The organism is Chryseobacterium sp. POL2, from assembly GCF_011058315.1.
Classification (GTDB): domain Bacteria; phylum Bacteroidota; class Bacteroidia; order Flavobacteriales; family Weeksellaceae; genus Soonwooa.
Map to the genome: position 1 here is coordinate 2,791,057 of NZ_CP049298.1, position 17,849 is coordinate 2,808,905.

At 34.0% G+C, this 17,849-nt stretch carries 19 protein-coding genes; 11 read left to right on the forward strand and 8 right to left on the reverse strand.

Features of this window, described 5'->3' with window-relative positions; all coding sequences use genetic code 11:
- Window positions 1-94 precede the first annotated feature (94 nt).
- Window positions 95-658 carry a DUF6759 domain-containing protein gene (locus G6R40_RS12930; RefSeq protein ID WP_165136338.1) on the forward strand — a complete coding sequence of 188 codons (564 nt, stop codon included), beginning with the start codon at window positions 95-97 and terminating at the stop codon, window positions 656-658.
- 73 nt (window positions 659-731) lie between these two features.
- Here G6R40_RS12930 and G6R40_RS12935 read toward each other — a convergent pair whose 3' ends face one another.
- Together G6R40_RS12935 and gltX are read right to left on the reverse strand one after the other, a co-directional pair.
- Window positions 732-1,688 (reverse strand): acetyl-CoA carboxylase carboxyltransferase subunit alpha, encoded by a 957-nt coding sequence (locus G6R40_RS12935; RefSeq protein WP_165136341.1) that lies wholly within the window; start codon window positions 1,686-1,688, stop codon window positions 732-734.
- Between the two features lie 71 nt (window positions 1,689-1,759).
- Window positions 1,760-3,271, reverse strand: a complete 1,512-nt coding sequence (gene gltX, locus G6R40_RS12940) for a glutamate--tRNA ligase (RefSeq protein ID WP_165136344.1) — start codon at window positions 3,269-3,271, stop codon at window positions 1,760-1,762.
- Between the two features lie 51 nt (window positions 3,272-3,322).
- Between gltX and G6R40_RS12945 the strand changes: the two genes are divergently transcribed.
- From G6R40_RS12945 to G6R40_RS12975, 8 genes are all read left to right on the forward strand, one after another.
- Window positions 3,323-4,279 (forward strand): glycosyl transferase family 90, encoded by a 957-nt coding sequence (locus tag G6R40_RS12945; protein ID WP_317164525.1) that lies wholly within the window; start codon window positions 3,323-3,325, stop codon window positions 4,277-4,279.
- A gap of 21 nt (window positions 4,280-4,300) precedes the next feature.
- Window positions 4,301-4,642: a phosphomannose isomerase type II C-terminal cupin domain gene (locus tag G6R40_RS12950; RefSeq protein ID WP_165137724.1), complete on the forward strand. Its 342-nt coding sequence runs from the start codon at window positions 4,301-4,303 to the stop codon at window positions 4,640-4,642.
- A 33-nt stretch (window positions 4,643-4,675) separates the two neighbouring features.
- Window positions 4,676-5,407, forward strand: a complete 732-nt coding sequence (locus G6R40_RS12955) for a curculin domain-containing protein (protein ID WP_165136350.1) — start codon at window positions 4,676-4,678, stop codon at window positions 5,405-5,407.
- Between the two features lie 75 nt (window positions 5,408-5,482).
- A complete protein-coding gene (locus tag G6R40_RS12960; RefSeq protein WP_165136353.1) occupies window positions 5,483-6,694 on the forward strand; it encodes a glycosyltransferase family 4 protein in 1,212 nt (403 codons plus the stop codon).
- Window positions 6,695-6,751: 57 nt separating this feature from the next.
- Window positions 6,752-7,897, forward strand: a complete 1,146-nt coding sequence (locus G6R40_RS12965; protein ID WP_228455862.1) for a glycosyltransferase — start codon at window positions 6,752-6,754, stop codon at window positions 7,895-7,897.
- Window positions 7,897-8,958: a glycosyltransferase family 4 protein gene (locus G6R40_RS12970; RefSeq protein ID WP_165136356.1), complete on the forward strand. Its 1,062-nt coding sequence runs from the start codon at window positions 7,897-7,899 to the stop codon at window positions 8,956-8,958. Before G6R40_RS12965 ends, G6R40_RS12970 begins: the two co-directional genes overlap by 1 nt.
- An 85-nt stretch (window positions 8,959-9,043) precedes the next feature.
- Window positions 9,044-9,472 carry a helix-turn-helix domain-containing protein gene (locus G6R40_RS15205; RefSeq protein ID WP_228455863.1) on the forward strand — a complete coding sequence of 143 codons (429 nt, stop codon included), beginning with the start codon at window positions 9,044-9,046 and terminating at the stop codon, window positions 9,470-9,472.
- Between the two features lie 23 nt (window positions 9,473-9,495).
- The gene (locus G6R40_RS12975) at window positions 9,496-10,332 is read left to right on the forward strand and encodes an IS3 family transposase (protein ID WP_262887651.1); all 837 of its coding nucleotides are present in this window, start codon (window positions 9,496-9,498) and stop codon (window positions 10,330-10,332) included.
- Between the two features lie 49 nt (window positions 10,333-10,381).
- Here the strand turns inward: G6R40_RS12975 and rocD are convergent, their stop codons facing one another.
- The 6 genes from rocD to pdxA form a co-directional block, all read right to left on the reverse strand.
- Window positions 10,382-11,611 (reverse strand): ornithine--oxo-acid transaminase, encoded by a 1,230-nt coding sequence (gene rocD / locus G6R40_RS12980; protein WP_165136359.1) that lies wholly within the window; start codon window positions 11,609-11,611, stop codon window positions 10,382-10,384.
- Window positions 11,612-11,688: 77 nt separating this feature from the next.
- Window positions 11,689-13,047 carry an acetyl-CoA carboxylase biotin carboxylase subunit gene (gene accC / locus G6R40_RS12985; protein ID WP_165136362.1) on the reverse strand — a complete coding sequence of 453 codons (1,359 nt, stop codon included), beginning with the start codon at window positions 13,045-13,047 and terminating at the stop codon, window positions 11,689-11,691.
- 104 nt (window positions 13,048-13,151) lie between these two features.
- Window positions 13,152-13,625: an acetyl-CoA carboxylase biotin carboxyl carrier protein gene (gene accB, locus G6R40_RS12990; RefSeq protein ID WP_165136365.1), complete on the reverse strand. Its 474-nt coding sequence runs from the start codon at window positions 13,623-13,625 to the stop codon at window positions 13,152-13,154.
- Window positions 13,626-13,732: 107 nt separating this feature from the next.
- Window positions 13,733-13,936 (reverse strand): 50S ribosomal protein L32, encoded by a 204-nt coding sequence (gene rpmF / locus G6R40_RS12995; RefSeq protein WP_165136368.1) that lies wholly within the window; start codon window positions 13,934-13,936, stop codon window positions 13,733-13,735.
- A 44-nt stretch (window positions 13,937-13,980) separates the two neighbouring features.
- Window positions 13,981-14,517, reverse strand: a complete 537-nt coding sequence (locus G6R40_RS13000; protein ID WP_165136371.1) for a YceD family protein — start codon at window positions 14,515-14,517, stop codon at window positions 13,981-13,983.
- Between the two features lie 82 nt (window positions 14,518-14,599).
- The gene (gene pdxA / locus G6R40_RS13005) at window positions 14,600-15,691 is read right to left on the reverse strand and encodes a 4-hydroxythreonine-4-phosphate dehydrogenase PdxA (RefSeq protein ID WP_165136374.1); all 1,092 of its coding nucleotides are present in this window, start codon (window positions 15,689-15,691) and stop codon (window positions 14,600-14,602) included.
- 112 nt (window positions 15,692-15,803) lie between these two features.
- Between pdxA and G6R40_RS13010 the strand changes: the two genes are divergently transcribed.
- Both G6R40_RS13010 and G6R40_RS13015 read left to right on the forward strand, forming a co-directional pair.
- Complete coding sequence (locus tag G6R40_RS13010) at window positions 15,804-16,403, forward strand: riboflavin synthase (RefSeq protein WP_165136377.1); 600 nt, start codon at window positions 15,804-15,806, stop codon at window positions 16,401-16,403.
- Window positions 16,390-17,844 carry a sensor histidine kinase gene (locus tag G6R40_RS13015; protein WP_165136380.1) on the forward strand — a complete coding sequence of 485 codons (1,455 nt, stop codon included), beginning with the start codon at window positions 16,390-16,392 and terminating at the stop codon, window positions 17,842-17,844. Before G6R40_RS13010 ends, G6R40_RS13015 begins: the two co-directional genes overlap by 14 nt.
- The last annotated feature ends 5 nt before the right edge of the window (window positions 17,845-17,849 follow it).

Below are 17,849 nucleotides of genomic sequence, written 5' to 3' on the forward strand. Positions count from 1 at the left end.
AGATCGTTTTTTAGCTTGGCAAAGATAATAAATTATACACAAACTAAAAAGATAGATTCTACGTTAAATAATTGTAAATGTAATTTTGTGACTTATGAAGAATTTAGTTTTACTGACTATGCTACTGATATCGGGATTATATGCTGCACAAGTAAGTGTGTTTGCAGCGCAAAGCTCAAAAGATCCGGCTGTCGTACAAGCTTTTATTGCTGCCAATCCCAAACATCCGAAAGTGCCAGAGCTTAAAAAGAAACTATCAACGATGAGTTATACTGTTACAACTTCTGGAAGTGGAAATGATGCAGAGGCCAAACCGAAAGTTTCTAAACTAACGGCTAGTAAAGTTGAAAAAAATATTAATAAATCTAAAACTTCGGAAAATGCTGAAAAAACTGCAGCCATATTAACTAACCTTTTTAATGATAATAGAAATTCTAAAGAAGCGGTTTTACAAATTGTCAATCGTTCCGCTTGTGAGTTGGTGATAAAAGTAAGTGGTAAGAAAAAATTCTATAACCTCAGTGTGCCTTCCAAAAATCAGAATTACATATTAATCGAAAAAGGAACTTATAATTTGACAACCTCTATTTGCGGTGCTTCTTATACCTCTAATAAAAGTATAAATGCCAGTACCATTATTACTTTAGGAAACAAATAAAAAATATTTTATAGAAATAACAAGGGCGACGTCGTAGCTGTCGCCCTTTATTATTTTTAAATCATAAAGAAAGTTATCCTTTATATTGTCCCATGTCGATAAACTTCTCTTGGCGGTCTTTCATTAGACGTTCTCCAGATTGTTTTGACAAAGCTTTAATATCTTTTAAGATGGTTTCTTTTACGTTTTTATAAGTTTCTTTTGGATCATAGTGTGCACCTCCCAATGGTTCTGGGATAATGGCGTCAATTAATTTTTCCTTTAACATATCCTGCGCTGTTAGTTTCATCGTTGCAGCAGCAGTTTCTTTGTATTCCCAACTTCTCCACAATATGGCCGAACAGTTTTCAGGCGAAATTACAGAATACCAAGTGTTTTCTAACATATAAACTTTGTTGCCAACACCAATTCCTAGTGCGCCACCAGAAGCACCTTCACCGATGATAATGGTGATAATAGGTGTTTTCATTTGGCACATTTCCAAAATGTTTTGGGCAATAGCTTGGCCTTGTCCGCGTTCTTCAGCTTCCAGTCCAGGATATGCACCTGGCGTATCCACTAAGGTTACAATAGGAATGTTGAATTTCTCTGCTAGTTTCATTAAACGTAAAGCTTTGCGGTAACCTTCAGGGTTAGACATCCCAAAACGACGATGTTGTCTTTCTTTGGTTGTTCTACCTTTTTGAGTTCCGATAATCATGACACTTTCGCCGTTTATCTTGATAAGTCCGCCAATCATCGCTGGGTCATCACCAAAATTACGGTCGCCATGTAACTCTACAAAGCTATCTTCGTCTGCCAAACCTTTGATGTAGTCCAATGTGTAAGGTCTGTCAGGATGACGGGATAACTGTACACGTTGCCAAGGGCTTAGGTTGCCGTATATTTTTTTCTTAGTATCAAGAATTTTATCTTCAATCTTTTTACAAGATTCTTTAACATCTACGCCACTTTCTTCACCTACTAGAGCGCATTTGTCATATTGCTCCATAAGATCTTTAATAGGCTGTTCAAAATCTAAATATTCCATTGTTCGTAAGGATTCAAGCTTCAAAAATAATGTTTTTTTACAACATCTAATTTTTTAAGAATCGAAATTTATTATTTTATGCTAGAAATAGCATGTTTAATTCGGTTAATACTTTCTTCTTTTCCAAGGATTGAAAGGATGTCCGGAACATCTGGACCTTTAAGTTCTCCAACCAAAGATAATCGCAAAGGCATCATCACTTTACCTATTCCTAGTTTTTTAACTTCTGCAAAATCATGAATGGCTTGCTTTAAAGTTTCTGGATTGAAATCTGAGTTTTGAAGTTGCTCTGCAAAAGCCGACATAAGCTCCGCTGTTTGGTCATTCCAAGCTTTTTTGCTGGCTTTTTCATCATAAGCTGTTGGCGCTTCAAAGAAAAACTTGCTGTCGTTATAGATCTCTTTAATAAAACTTGCTCTTTCTTTCATTAGAGAAACGATTTTTAATAAAGTATCATCATTCAAATTTGAGTTTTTAACTTCTTCTAATTCTTTGAATAAGCTTAAAACCTCTTCATCAGATTTCTTTAATAAATATTCATGATTAAACCAAACTGCTTTTTCTGGATTAAATCTTGCGCCCGCTTTATGAACTTTATTTAAATCAAATTCAGAAATCATATCTTCCATTGAGATGATTTCTCTATCATTGGCAGGTGACCAACCAAGAAGTGCCACCATATTGATAAATGCATCTGGGAAATAACCAGACTCTTTGTAGCCTTTCCAAACATCGCCACTTTCAGGATCTTTGAAATCCATTGGGAAAACAGGGAATCCAAATTTAGCACCATCTCTTTTACTTAATTTTCCTTTACCTTCTGGTTTTAAAATTAATGAAAGGTGCGCAAATTCTGGCGCTTCCCAACCCATTGCTTCGTATAGTAAAACGTGCAAAGCCATAGATGGCAGCCACTCTTCACCACGGATAACATGGGAAATTTTCATCTCATGGTCATCAATAATATTAGCGAAATGGTAAGTTGGCATTCCGTCATTTTTTACTAAAACTTTATCGTCTAAAGTATCTGTGTTAACGCTAAAATTACCACGGATGATGTCTTGCATGTTCATCTGGCGACCAACTGGCATTTTGAATCTCACCACATAAGGCGTACCGTCTGCTTTTAGTTTTTCCACTTCTTCTGGAGAAAGTGTCAAACTATTCTTCATGCGATTTCTGGTGAAATTGTTGTATGCGAAAACTTCTCCTTTAGTTTCAAATTCACTGCGAGTAGCATCCAATTCTTCAGGTGTATCAAAAGCGATGTAGGCATAATCCGTTTTTAAAATTTGCTCGGTATATTTATCGTAAATATCGCGTCTTTCAGATTGTCTGTAAGGGCCGTAAGGTCCTCCATGAATGGGGCTTTCGTCTGGAATAAGACCGCACCATTCCAAAGATTTCATGATGTAATCTTCGGCACCTTCCACGTATCTTGCGGTGTCGGTATCTTCGATTCTTAATACAAAATCACCACCATGATGTTTTGCAAAAAGATAGTCATATAATGCTGTTCTTACGCCCCCAAGGTGTAAAGCTCCTGTTGGACTTGGTGCAAAACGAACACGTACTTTTTCCATATTCCAAATTTAGAGTGCAAATTTAAGAAATTTGAAGTGATTTTCTTAAATTTGATTAAGTTTGTATTGATGACAAAAGTAGATAAGCAAAATAAATTATTATTTTATATTAAAGGCTATTCCCATAGGTTTTCGCCAAAACGAAATCTTGAGAAAAAGATTAATAGCTTAAGAAGATCTTTATCGAAACAAGATTTGGATACAGCGGAATATCGTGTTGACTATTATAATAAGTTGAATCAGTCTCAAAAAGTTGATCATTTTGGAACAAAAATCAAAGATTTGCTCCATCCCAAAACGCCTAAATCTTATTATTTTGATACCTATGAATATGCAAAATATTTTGATAAAGACTTATTAATCGATTATGCGTTTGGGGATGTCAATACAATTTTGCCTTTTCCGATGATTACAAAAAGTCGCCCTATATATGGTGATAATCAAAATAATATTCTTCTTAATCTGGATAAAGCTAGACATTTTGTATCAGTTGAGGATAATAAAAGATTTGAAGATAAGAGAAATAGGCTGATAGGGAGAGCAGCAGTACATCAACAGCATCGTGCTGATTTTTTCAATCAATATTTTGATAATCCATTATGCGAGCTGGGACAAGTTAATAAACATGGAGGTGATCCCAAATGGATTAAACCGAAAATTACAATTGATGAGCATTTGAAATACAAGTTTATTTTAAGTCTTGAAGGTAATGATGTGGCAACAAATCTCAAGTGGATTATGTCATCTAATTCTATTGCTGTTGCGCCATCTCTGAAGATGGAAACTTGGTATATGGAAGGAACTTTGGTTCCCAATCAACATTATATACAAATCGCCGAAGATTATTCAGATTTAGAAGAACGGTTAGAATATTTTACTGAAAATAAAAACGAAGCTTTGTCTATAATAGAAGAAGCGAAGAAATATCGATCAAATTTTAATAACAAAAAATTAGAAGATTTAATATCTTTGTTGGTTCTTAAAAAATATTTTGACTTAGTCAGTTAATTAAAAATACTTTATTTTATGTTGGAAATTGGAGAAAGACCTTGGGGAAAATACTATGTATTGGCAGACGAACCACATTATAAACTGAAACGGATCGAGGTTAATCCTGGGCAAAAATTGTCGTATCAATATCATCATAAACGCCAGGAACAATGGACGATTATAGAAGGTAATGCTACAGTAATATTGGATGATAAAGAGATTCAATTAGCTTATGGAGAGAGCGTTTTTATTCCACTAGGCGCTAAGCATAGAATTATGAATCTTACCAATAAACCTGTTGTTTTTATAGAAGTGCAAACGGGGATTTATTTTGGAGAAGATGACATTGTGAGATTGGAGGATGAGTATGATCGTTCGTGACGAAGAATCTAAATTAAAACTAAAATTACTACAATGAAAACAAAATTAAATTATTTATTGGCGCTTCTTGTTTCCACGCAGTTTTTTGCTCAAATATTAAATCCTGGAACAGAAATTGCCAAGGAAAGAAAATACTATTCTTCTAATTCGTCCTATTATTTAGTATTTCAGGGTGATGGAAATTTAGTAATGTATAATCGTGATAGAGTTGCGCTTTGGGATGCAAAAACTCAAAACCGAGGTACGAGAGCAATTTTTCAAGATGATGGAAATCTAGTTGTTTACAATAATGCTTCGGCCATCTTTGCCTCAAATACAAATGGTAGAGGAGATTTTTTAAAAATTCAAGATGATGGCAATCTAGTTGTATATGGATCGAGAGGCTCGGCGATATGGGCTTCAAAATCCCAAAATGCTAATAGCGGTTCATACTACAACGGTGTTATTAATAAAGGTAAACGATTTAATAAAGAAGAAAAAAACTATTCTGCAAGCGGAGAGTATTATTTAGTTTTTCAGCATGATGGTAATCTTGTCATGTATTATAGAAGTAAAAGTAATCCTATATGGTCAAGTAATACCCAAGGGCGTGGTGATAGAGCTGTATTTCAGCAAGATGGCAATCTAGTTGTATATGATCAAAATAATATAGCTGTTTTTGCAACCAATAGGACAAACAGAGATATTGATAAATTAACCGTACAAGATGATGGCAACCTTGTGATATATACTTATAATGATCAGGTTGTATGGTCAGCAAAGTAGAAAAAGCCCTACTTATTAAGTAAATTGTTGTTTATAATATTACTTCTAAGGATAAAAGAATAAATAAGATAGTAAGTGAAAGTAGTTTTTGATGGAGAGATCTTAGGGAAAAATTATGAATCTAGTGAATCTGGAATTTATAGAGTATCGGCAGAACTGTTAAAAAATTTGTATAAAAAAAAGGATATTGAATTAAGCTTAACAAATCATTGTTACAATCGTGATGAAAAAATTCAGTCCAAAATTTTAAAGTTTTTAAAAAACTTTAACTATAATATTCCACTTGCTAATCAGCCTGCAAGAAGAAAGTTTTTACCATTCCGAAAAGAAAAATTATTTAAGATAATTTATAAAAAAATCGGAATTTCTGATTTTCACTTACATTATGATAAAAGCTATCTAAAGGATGCTGATATATACCATTCTGTTTTTTTTCCATTTGATAAAAGACTTCAACAATTTCCTAATCTAAAGCGTGTTATAACCATACACGACATGATTCCTTTTTTGTTTCCGAATTACGACATAGGCAAACACCTTGATGCAATTATTGAAAGTATTACAGAAGATGATACCATTGTTTGTGTATCCAATCATACCAAAAAAGACCTTGTAAGATTGGCGCCTCGACTTAAAAATAATGCGATACATGTCGTACATTTAGCCGCATCTAAAGAACTTTTCTATCCCTGTGAAAATCAAAAAAAAATAGAATCTATTAAAAATAAATATGCGATAAAGGATAAATATTTTTTAAGTTTAAGCACATTAGAACCTCGTAAAAATATCGATTTTGTAATTAGAAATTTTATAAAATTTATTTCTGACAACAATATTAATGACTTACAACTAGTTTTAGTGGGAGGAAAAGGCTGGAAATACGAAACTATTTTCGAAGCCTATGAAAATGCTGAGAGCTTGAAAAATAAAATTATTTTTACAGGACATGTAGAAAATGATGAGTTAGCAAGCATATACAGTCATGCGCAATCTTTTTACTATATGTCTTTTTATGAAGGATTCGGTTTGCCTCCATTAGAAGCAATGCAATGTGGCGTTCCTGTCGTGGTTTCTAATTTGTCCTCGTTACCAGAAGTTGTTGGCGATGCTGGTATTATGTTGGATCCGAACGATAACGAAGCCTTAGTTGTAACAATGAAAGATTTATATTATGATAATAAAAAACGAAGAGATTATTCAGAAAAATCATTGCTGCAAGCTGCAAAATTTTCGTGGGAAAAAACGGCTGATGAGTATCTAGAAATTTATAAAAAAATAATTAACTAAATTTTCATTAAAAAATAAGAAAATGCATGCTTTTGGATGCGCAAGAAATACCATTTTATGGGTAATTTAAGAATACTTTATTTTATGCCAGATAGTCCTATGTCTGGAAAAGCAGGAAATACAACAAGACTTAACCAAATGCTTTCCTATCTGGAGCAACAACAACATTTGGAAGTTCACTTTGTGTCTTTACGAGATTGGGGAATGTGGCAAGACCAAGACAGACTTGCATTTAGAAAAAAATATACTAATCTGCAATTACATTTATTAGATAAGAAATCCAAAAAACATTTTTTTAAATATCTTTTTTTATATAAAATTCCTTATTTGTTTCGAAGGAATCAAATCGACTTAACCAGCTATCTTTTAAGACATAGTTTTAAAAAAATACTGAAAAAAATTGGTGCTATTGATACAGCCATCATCAGTTATGCTTCTTGGGGCGCATTAGCAGATGCCTTGCCCAATAGTACATACAAGATAAATGATACACATGACTTTATAACAGCGCAATATAAAGACAAAAGAAAAATAGTTGGAAAGCTTTTCCAAAATGAAATCGATATATTAAAAAAGTATGATGAAATCTGGACTTACTCTGTAGAAGAAGAATATATTTTTGAACAGTTTACAGAAAAGAAAGTTCAATTAATGCCTATCTCTTTTCCAGACAATATCCACAAGCATCAAGAAAATTTTAAGTATAGTATTGTCTATGTTGCCAGTGAAAACCCGCACAATGTAAAAGGCATACACTGGTTTTTAGAAGAAGTTTTGCCCTTGTTGGAAAATGTTGATATCCATATTATTGGAAAGATTAAAGATTCCATACAAAAAAAATATCCCAATGTCGTCCTATATGGAATGGTGGAAGATTTAGAAAGTTTTTACACCCAAGCTAAAGTAGCCATTTGTCCTATGTTGAGCGGAACTGGGATTAAAATAAAAGTATTGGAAGCACTTTCTTACGGGTTACCTGTTGTAACCAACAGAAGAGGAGTAGATGGATTGTTTAACAAAAAAAACAATGGCTGTTTGTATACTGACAATCCTGTAGATTTTGCTGACTATATCAAAAAATTATTAGAAAATCCAATATTTTATCAAGAAATGAAAGCCGAAACCGCGGCTTACTTCCGCAACAATCACAGCTTTAGCGCAGAGTATAAAATATTGAACAACATTTTTGAAATTAAAAAATAATGCGTAAGAAAATTCTGGTAGACTTAGAACGCCTTCGTTATCCATATTCTGGAATTGCTAATGTTTTTCGGAATTTAAAACAAGGTTTAAAAGAGCACGGCTCCGATGTCGATATTCATTTTTTTGGAAAATTCCCAAATTCTGAAAATCAACTACAATGGAAAAAATGGCATAAATTTTACGAAAAATTTAGCAGTAGATACGACATTGTACACGTTAGCCACCAACTATCTTCTTATTTTCAGAAAGATTATAAAAAAACATTAAAAGTACTCACCTTACACGATTTAAATTTTCTGCACGAAAATTTATCTGATTCTAAAAGAAAAAAAATGCTTTCTAAGGTGAATAATAATGTGAAAAATGCAGATTATATTGTTTGTATTTCCCAATATGCCAAAGAAGATTTTGAAAAAAATAAAGCTTTATTCAGCCTTAACAAACTGAAAAATATAGAAATTATTCACAACGGGATTTTGCTTCCCGAGGAAAAAATATATAATTTAGGACAATTCAATTTCTTGGAACACAAAAAATACATTATTAATATCGGTGTTTTATTTGATAAAAAAAACCAATTGTCTTTGATTAAAATGCTTCCTTATATTGAAGAAGATTTGGTGTTCATTGCATCAGGAGAAAAAGAACCTTATGCTACACAGGTAAAAGAAGAAATAAAAAAAATGAATCTTGAAAACAGAGTGCATTTTTTGAAAAATATTAGCGAAGAAGAAAAATATGCATTGATACAAAATTGCCAAGCCATGTGTCATCCCTCCATTGCTGAAGGTTTTGGAATTCCGCCTATAGAAGCTATGGCCTTCGGAAAACCTGTTTTCTTATCAAACTATACAAGTCTTCCAGAAATTGGTGGAAAAGCAGCTTACTATTTTGAAGATTTTGATCCTAAGAATATGGCAGTATTTTTTAAAGAAAACATGACGTTTTACAGAGCTAATCAACAGTTAGAGTCTGCTAAGATAAAAAAATGGGCACAACAGTTTGATTATAAAGTAATGGCCCGCAATTACTTGAATTTTTATATGAAAATATTACAATAAAAAAGCTTTAGACTAATTCTAAAGCTTTTTTATTTATTGTTATGTCCCGTCCTGAAATAGCGATACAAAAAAAATAATCGTTATTATGGAAGAAAGAAACAATTATGTCAAACGCACTCAGCGCGATTACAGTATGTCTTTTAAGTTGAACGTTGTAAAAGAAATCGAGTCTGGAGAACTCTCTACCACTGTTGCTTGCCGAAAATATGGCATCCAAGCTCGAAGCACAGTTGTGAGTTGGCTCAGAAAATTTGGTACCTTTGATTGGGAGAACCAAACGCCTTCGAATATGCCAAAGTCACCAGAACAAAAGATCATGGAGCTTGAAGCCCAAGTAAAGCTTTTGCAAAAGCAGAAGGCTTTCCTTGAGAAACAGGCTTATGTGGCTGATAAAAAAGCCATTATTTTCGATATGATGATTAACCTTGCCGAAGAGGAATATCAAATTGATATACGAAAAAACTCACCACCCGAACTATCGACTCTTTCCGAAAGGAACAAAAAGAAACCATAAGTTTCTCCTGTGAATTGTTCGGGGTGGACCGACAGGTTTATTATCGTCATTTAAAGCGAAGAGCAAAGCGGCAGCAAAGTGCACAGCAGGTTGTGGATTGGGTTGGAGAAATAAGGATTGTCCATCCCAAAATGGGTGGAAAAAAATTATATTTTCTTTTGAAAGAGAAACTTGAAATCTTAAAGATTGGCAGAGACAAATTCTTTGATATCCTAAGAGCTAACCATTTGTTAATCATCCCTAAAAGATGTTATCACAAAACAACCAATTCGTATCATCGTTTTAAGAAACATAAAAATTTAATTAAAGATTATCAATGCAGAAAACCAAATAATGTATGGGTGTCGGATATCACCTACTTGGGAAACAGAGAAAATCCTGCCTATTTAAGCTTGATAACCGATGCTTATTCTAAGAAAATCGTAGGCTTTGATGTGTCGGATTCTTTGGCTACAGCATCTTGTCTAAAAGCTTTGAAAATGGCATTGAAAAAAGAAAACACAAAGAACCTTATTCATCATTCAGACAGAGGATTACAATATTGTTCCGATGATTATCAAAAGTTATTAAAAAAGCATAAAATACGTTGTAGTATGACACAAGAATCAGATCCTTATGAGAATGCCATAGCCGAAAGAATTAATGGTATTTTAAAACAAGAGTATGATATTGATAAATCTAATGTAGATTTGAATACAAGAAAGATTTTGGTCAAACAAACCGTAAAGGTCTATAATGAGTTAAGACCGCATTTGTCAAACTATTATTTAACACCGATGCAAATGCACCAGCAACAAGATTTAATACCAAAATCGTACAAAAAGAAAAACAGTACAAATACGAATATATGTACTGTTTAAAATAAAATTTTATTGGTCTAATCCTGTATCATTTTTTCAGGACGTTACATTAAAATTCCAAAACGGTTTTCTCAATTATTTTAACACAATCCAAAAGTTGCTCCTTGGTAATTACCAATGGAGGTGCAAGACGGATGATATTTCCATGGGTTGGCTTTGCTAATAAGCCATTTTCTTTCAAGGCAACACAAAGATTCCAAGCTGTGGAACTTACGGGAGTATCGTTAATTAAAATTGCATTTAGCAAACCTTTACCACGAACATGGGTTATTAAATCTGTCTTTTGAATAAGCTTTTCAATTTCAGAACGGAAAAGTTCACCCAATTCTTGTGAACGTTCAGATAATTTTTCTTCTTCAACCACATCTAAAGCCGCAACGGCAACCGCACACGCAATAGGATTTCCACCAAAAGTAGAACCGTGTTGTCCGGGTTTAATAACATTCATGATACTATCATTTGCTAAAACTGCTGAAACTGGATACATTCCTCCAGAAAGTGCCTTTCCTAAAATTAAAATATCAGGTTGAACCTCTTCGTGGTAACACGCAATAAGCTTACCTGTTCTTGCGATTCCTGTTTGAACTTCGTCTGCAATAAAAAGAACATTGTATTTTTTACAAAGCTCAGATGCTCCTTTTAAGAAACCTGCGTCAGGAACATAAACGCCAGCTTCCCCTTGAATAGGTTCTACTAAAAATCCTGCGATATTTTGAGCTTCAGATTTTAAAACTTCTTCTAAAGCCACTAAATCATTATATGGAATTTTGATAAATCCAGGTGTAAACGGACCATAATTTTGGTTGGCATCAGGATCATTTGAGAACGAAACAATGGTAGTTGTTCTTCCGTGAAAGTTGTTTTCGCAAACGATGATTTTCGCAGCGTTTTCTGTAATTCCTTTTACTTCATAACTCCATTTTCTGGCTAATTTTACAGCTGTTTCCACTGCTTCAGCACCAGAATTCATAGGAAGAACTTTATCAAACTTGAAGAGTGAAGTAATTTTTTTCTCGTATTCTCCTAATTTGTTATTGTAAAATGCTCTAGAAGTTAAAGCCAAAGTTTGTGCTTGGTCCGTTAAAGCTTTTACAATTTTAGGATGCGAATGTCCTTGGTTAACAGCGGAATAAGCAGATAAGAAGTCATAGTATTTTTTACCTTCAACATCCCAAACATAAACACCTTCCCCTTTTTCCAAAACTACTGGAAGTGGATGGTAATTGTGAGCGCCATATTTGTTTTCTAATTCAATATAATAATTGGTATCTTGTTTCATATTAATAATATTTGGTTTTGCAAGTTAAAAAAAATGCCCAACCTAAGCTGGGCAATTTTTTAATAATTTATGAAATTTTAAATATTGTATTCGTATTTTCTGTCCATTACGAAAGATTCCATAAACTTAGTTGTATAATTTCCAGATAAGAAGTCTTCGTCATCTAGTAATTGTCTGTGGAAAGGGATTGTAGTTTTTACACCCTCAATATAAAATTCTTCCAATGCACGTTTCATTTTTGCAATTGCCTCTTCTCTTGTTTGCGCTGTTGTAATCAATTTAGCAATCATAGAATCGTAGTTAGGTGGAATTGTATAACCCGAATATACGTGCGTGTCAACTCTTACACCATGTCCACCAGGAATATTTAATCCAGTGATTTTTCCAGGAGACGGACGGAAGTCTGCATAAGGGTCTTCCGCATTGATACGACATTCTATAGCGTGTAATTTTGGATAATAATTAATACCGGAAATTGGTGTTCCTGCTGCTAATAAAATCTGTTCACGAATCAAATCATAGTCGATAACTTGTTCTGTAATTGGATGTTCTACCTGGATACGTGTGTTCATTTCCATGAAATAGAAATTACGGTGTTTGTCAACCAAGAATTCGATAGTTCCGACCCCTTCATAACCAATATATTCGGCAGCTTTTACAGCGGCTGCGCCCATTTTTTCACGAAGTTCATCCGTCATAAAAGGAGATGGTGTTTCTTCAATCAGTTTTTGATTTCTTCTTTGGATAGAGCAATCTCTTTCTGAAAGATGGCAAGCTTTTCCGTATTGGTCACCTGCGATTTGAATTTCGATATGACGAGGTTCTTCAATAAGCTTTTCCATGTACATACCGCCATTTCCGAAGGCTGCGACTGCTTCTTGGATTGCAGATTCCCAATGTTCTTTTAGGTCTTCTTCTTTCCACACCGCACGCATACCTTTACCACCACCACCTGCTGTAGCTTTTATCATTACTGGATAGCCAGTTTCTTTAGCAATTCGTAGGGCATCTTCATAAGAATCAATCAACCCGTTAGAACCAGGTACACATGGGATTCCCGCTTCTTTCATAGTTGCTTTAGCCGTAGCTTTGTCGCCCATTTTTTCGATTTGCTCAGGTGTTGCTCCAATAAATTTGATATTATTGTTAGCACAGATTCTTGAGAAATTAGCATTTTCTGATAAGAATCCATAACCTGGATGTATCGCATCAGCATTAGTAATTTCTGCAGCTGAGATAATATTTGGGATTTTAAGATAAGAATCTTTGCTCATTGCTGGGCCGATACAAACAGCCTCGTCAGCAAATCTTACATGTAAACTGTCTTTATCAGCGGTACTGTATACTGCAACCGTTTTTATGCCCATTTCTTTGGCTGTACGCAAAATTCTCATTGCGATTTCACCACGGTTTGCAATTAATATTTTTTTGAACATAATTTAATTAGTTAATTAGATGATTAGTTAATTAGATAATGAGTAGGAAACATAAAAGCTAGTAATCTAACTTCTAACTTCTAACTTCTAACTTCTAACTAAATTTATGATGGATCTACCAAGAATAAGGGTTGGTCATATTCTACTGGTGTTGCATCGTCAACTAAAATTTTAACAATTTTTCCGCTAACTTCCGCTTCGATCTGGTTGAATAATTTCATCGCCTCGATGACACAAACTACTTTATCAGAAGTTATAGAGTCTCCAACATTAACAAAAACGTCTTTGTCTGGAGATGGCTTTCTGTAAAATGTTCCAATCATGGGAGATTTTATTGTGATAAGGTTGCTGTCATCTGCTGCTGGAGCTGCTTCTGCCGTAGGGGCAGCTTGCGCAACAGCAGGAGCCGCTTGTGCAACAGGTGCTTGGTAAGCTAGTGGCTGTGATACATAACTAACTGGTTCGCCTCCTAGAGGAGTCTTGATTAGGATTTCGAAGTCCTTATTTTTATATTTTACTTCAGATACGCCTGCTTTTGCAACAAATCTAATTAGATTTTGAATGTCTTTAATATCCATATACTTGGTAAATTGATTTAAGAGTCAAAGATAATAAAAAACCACTCTATTTTGAGTAAATTGAGTGGTTTTTTATGTGTTGAATAAGATTTTTTATAAAAAATATCTTAGTTTTCTTCAGTAACTTCTACTGTTTTTTCTAATACTACTTTTCCTCTGTAGTATAGTTTTCCTTCATGCCAGTGTGCTCTGTGGAAAAGGTGTAATTCTCCAGTTGTAGCGTCTTTAGCTAATTGTGGAGCAACAGCTTTGTAATGTGTTCTTCTTTTATCTCTTCTTGTAGACGATTGTCTTCTCTTAGGATGTGCCATTACTAGTGATTTTTTTTAAATTCTATTATGAATTATTGTTATACTTAATTATTATCTTTTAATTTTCTAAGAGCTTCCCAACGTGGATCTATATCATTTGGTGACTCTTCTTCTTCTGGTTCTTCTTTGAGACTGTATTTTTCTAAAAGCTTATGATAATCATCTTCGTCTTTTAGATTGGGAGAAAGTTTTTTCATAGGTACGCTTAGGATAACGCCTTCATAAACCAACTGCGCAATATTAAAATCGCTGTCTCCTTGCGGAATCGTAATGACCTCTTCATTGCTGTCATCATATTCTTCCCCTTGTTTAACAAGAATTTTCATTTTGTGTTCGATAGGGTAGTCAAACTCGTCATTGCTAATATCGCAAGTAAGTTCTATTGTACCGTGTATATCAAACCAGAATTCTAAAAATGTTGTGTGTTTGTCTAGCAAAACATCGACTACAATTTTAGGATTTGTAAACTCTTGTTCAGTCCCGAATAAATCAAAGAACGCCTGATTTACTTCAAATTTAAACTCATGCTTTCCAGTCTTTAAACCAGTAAATGCAATATTATAGTTTTTGAATTTGTCCATAAAATTCGGTTTGCAAAAATAATTTAATTTTTTTAAATAACAAAATAAATTGAATCAAAGTTTTTCTGTTTCAGTTTATTGATTAGTTTTCTTCAAAGGGAAGGTCTTCATCAAAGTTGTCTTTCGCATTCACCGCTCTTGGCTTCAACTTGCCTTTCTGAAGCTCAATATAATCCATTCTGTTTCTATAGATCTCGATTGCGGCAAATATAGCTTCTGTAAAACTCTGTTCGTCTGCAAGATTTTTCCCTGCAATATCATAGGCAACACCATGATCTGGCGATGTTCTTATTATCGGTAATCCAGCAGTGTAATTAACGCCTTCTTCGTAAGCAATGGTTTTGAATGGTGCTAAACCTTGGTCGTGATACATTGCTAAAACAGCATCGAATTTTTTATATTTTTCTGGCTGGAAAAAGCTGTCAGCAGGATAAGGCCCAAAGGCCAAAGTTCCTCTGTTGAAAAGTTCTTCGATGGCTGGTTGGATAATTTCGATTTCTTCTTTCCCGATTACGCCACCATCACCCGCGTGAGGATTGAGTCCCAAAACTGCAATTTTTGGCTTTTCAATCTGGAAATCTTCAATTAAAGTTTTATTAAGTTGTTGTACTTGCTTTATAATTTTCTCTTTAGAAATATTTTCTGCAACATCTTTCAAAGGTATATGATGCGTTGATACGGCAACCTTTAGATCGTTGGTTATTAAAAACATAACACCTTTTCGGCCAGCCTTTTCTTCAAAATATCCAGTATGCCCTGCGTGTTGGAAACCATATTTCAACATTTCGTCTTTGTTGATAGGCGCGGTTACCAAAACATCAATTTCACGATTTAGCAAAGCTTCGGTTGCAGCTTCTAGTGACTGAATGGCAAATTTGGTTGATTCTTCTGTCGGAACGCCAAACTCAATATTAGAATTATCTTTAGTAAGATTAAGCATATTGATTTTGCCATTAACGGCTTCTTTTACATTTTGTATGTAATTGAAATTAAGATGCTGTAATTTGAAAATATTTTTTTGATAAGTAAACAATTTACCAGAACCAAAAATGATAGGGGTGAAAAAATCGGTAATCGCCTTGTCTTTTAAAGATTTCATAATGATTTCTGGACCAATCCCATTGAAATCACCTATCGAAATGCCCACTCTTACTTTATGATGCTTAGCACTCATTTTATTATCTTTGAATATTATTTTGAACAGCAAATTTACATTTTTTAGAATTAAGCGCTGTTGTTATCGAATAAAGAATTAGTTTAAGTTTAATTTAGATTGAAAAAATAAAATGTTTACAGGAATTGTAGAGGCAACTGGAAAGGTGCAGAAAGTGGAAAAAAATGGAACAAATGTTGATTTCACGCTGGAATGTGATTTTGCAAATGAGTTGAAAATTGACCAAAGTCTTGCGCATAACGGCTGTTGTTTGACAGTGGTAGAAATTGCTGCGCCTCAATATAAAGTAACAGCCATCGACGAAACTTTAGAGAAAACGAATCTCGGAAAATGGACTGTAGATACAGAAGTCAATCTCGAACGTTGTTTGAAGTTTGAAGGTCGTCTGGATGGTCATCTTGTGCAAGGTCATGTTGATAAAACAGGAAAAGTTGCTAAGATTGAAGACTTGGATGGAAGTTATTTTGTGACAATTTCCTATGAGGAAGAGGTTAACTATACAACAGTTCCGCAAGGTTCTATTACTGTTAATGGTATAAGTTTGACAGTGGCAGATAGTCAGCCGAATCAGTTTTCGGTTGCGATAATTCCATATACATGGGAGTTTACAAATATGAAACATATTAAAGTAGGTGATGTTGTTAATCTAGAATTTGATATCATTGGAAAATATATTTCGAAATTGATGCAAAAACAGAATGTCATTAAGTAATTATAAAGGCTATAGTCTCCGGAATAGGATTTTTATCGGATTTTTAATTGTCTGTCTGTTGAGTACAGTTGGCTCAGCATTTTTGTCGTACATGGTATTGCGTGATAATGCGATGACACAAAGTAAAATCGATAAGCAAAGTAAGTCCGAGGCTCTTATGGCATCTTTGGATTATGCACTGAGTCATACCGAGGTTAAAGCGAATGATTTGCCAAAAGTTTTAGGTAACAAAATTTTTGAAATTGCAGATATTAACAAACATGATATTATTGTTTATGACCTTAATGGTGACTATTTGCTTTCCAATAAAGATGCTCAGCTTATTCCACAAAAAAAGATTCCCAATGATATTCTTGCAAAGCTTAAAAAAGACGGCCTTCAATATGATAAAACGGAGTATGATAAGAAGTTAAAAGCTGATGTGACCTCTTCTTATATGGTTCTCAAAAACAATATGTTGGAAAGCATTGGTTATGTATATTTTCCATTGTATCATAATGAAGATGTTTATTTGCAAGTATTCAACCGCTATTTAGGATTCATTATTTTGATTAATGTTATTATCATTTTGGTCGGCGCATGGATCAGTTGGGTGACTTCTAATAATTTAACAAAAAAAATAACGCGTTTCTCGAATATTATAAACTCTGTAAATCTTTTTGATGACAATATTCGTCCAATCCGTTATTACCGAAATGATGAACTCAATGGTCTTGTGAAGGCTTACAATAAATTAATTGCGGAAATCCAGGATCAACGAGAAAAACTTCAGTACAAAGCCTCAGAAGAAGCGTGGCGCGAGATGGCAAAACAAGTGGCGCATGAGGTGAAAAATCCGCTGACACCGATGAAGTTGACGATTCAGAATTTCGAGCGCAAATTTGACGCAGAAGATCCTGAAGTAGAAACTAAAGTGAAGCGAATGTCGAAAGTTATCGTTGAACAGATTGACCTTATTTCCGAGGTAGCATCAGCGTTTTCCGAGTTTGCAAAACTTCCACAACGTAACGATGTGGAGTTTGATGTGGTTAGCGAAATTAAAAATGTGACCAATGTGTTTTCTTCCAATCGTATTTATGTTCATTCTAACAAAGAAAGTATCATGGTTTCGATGGATAAGATTTATTTGACAAGGATTTTAACGAATCTAATATCAAACTCCATTCAGGCTCAAGATTCAAATCGTAAATTAATCGTAAATGTTGACATAGAAAATATTCATAAAAAATTAAAAATCAATGTTGAAGATAATGGAGTAGGGATTCCTGAGGAAAAATTAGTGAAAATTTTTGAGCCTAATTTTACAACAAAAAGCTCCGGGATGGGACTTGGACTTACGATGGTCCGAAAGATGGTTGAAGATTATGGCGGCGAAATTACTGTGAAATCCGAAGTTGGCAAAGGATCGAAATTTACGATTATGTTGCCAACGAATATGTAAATAAT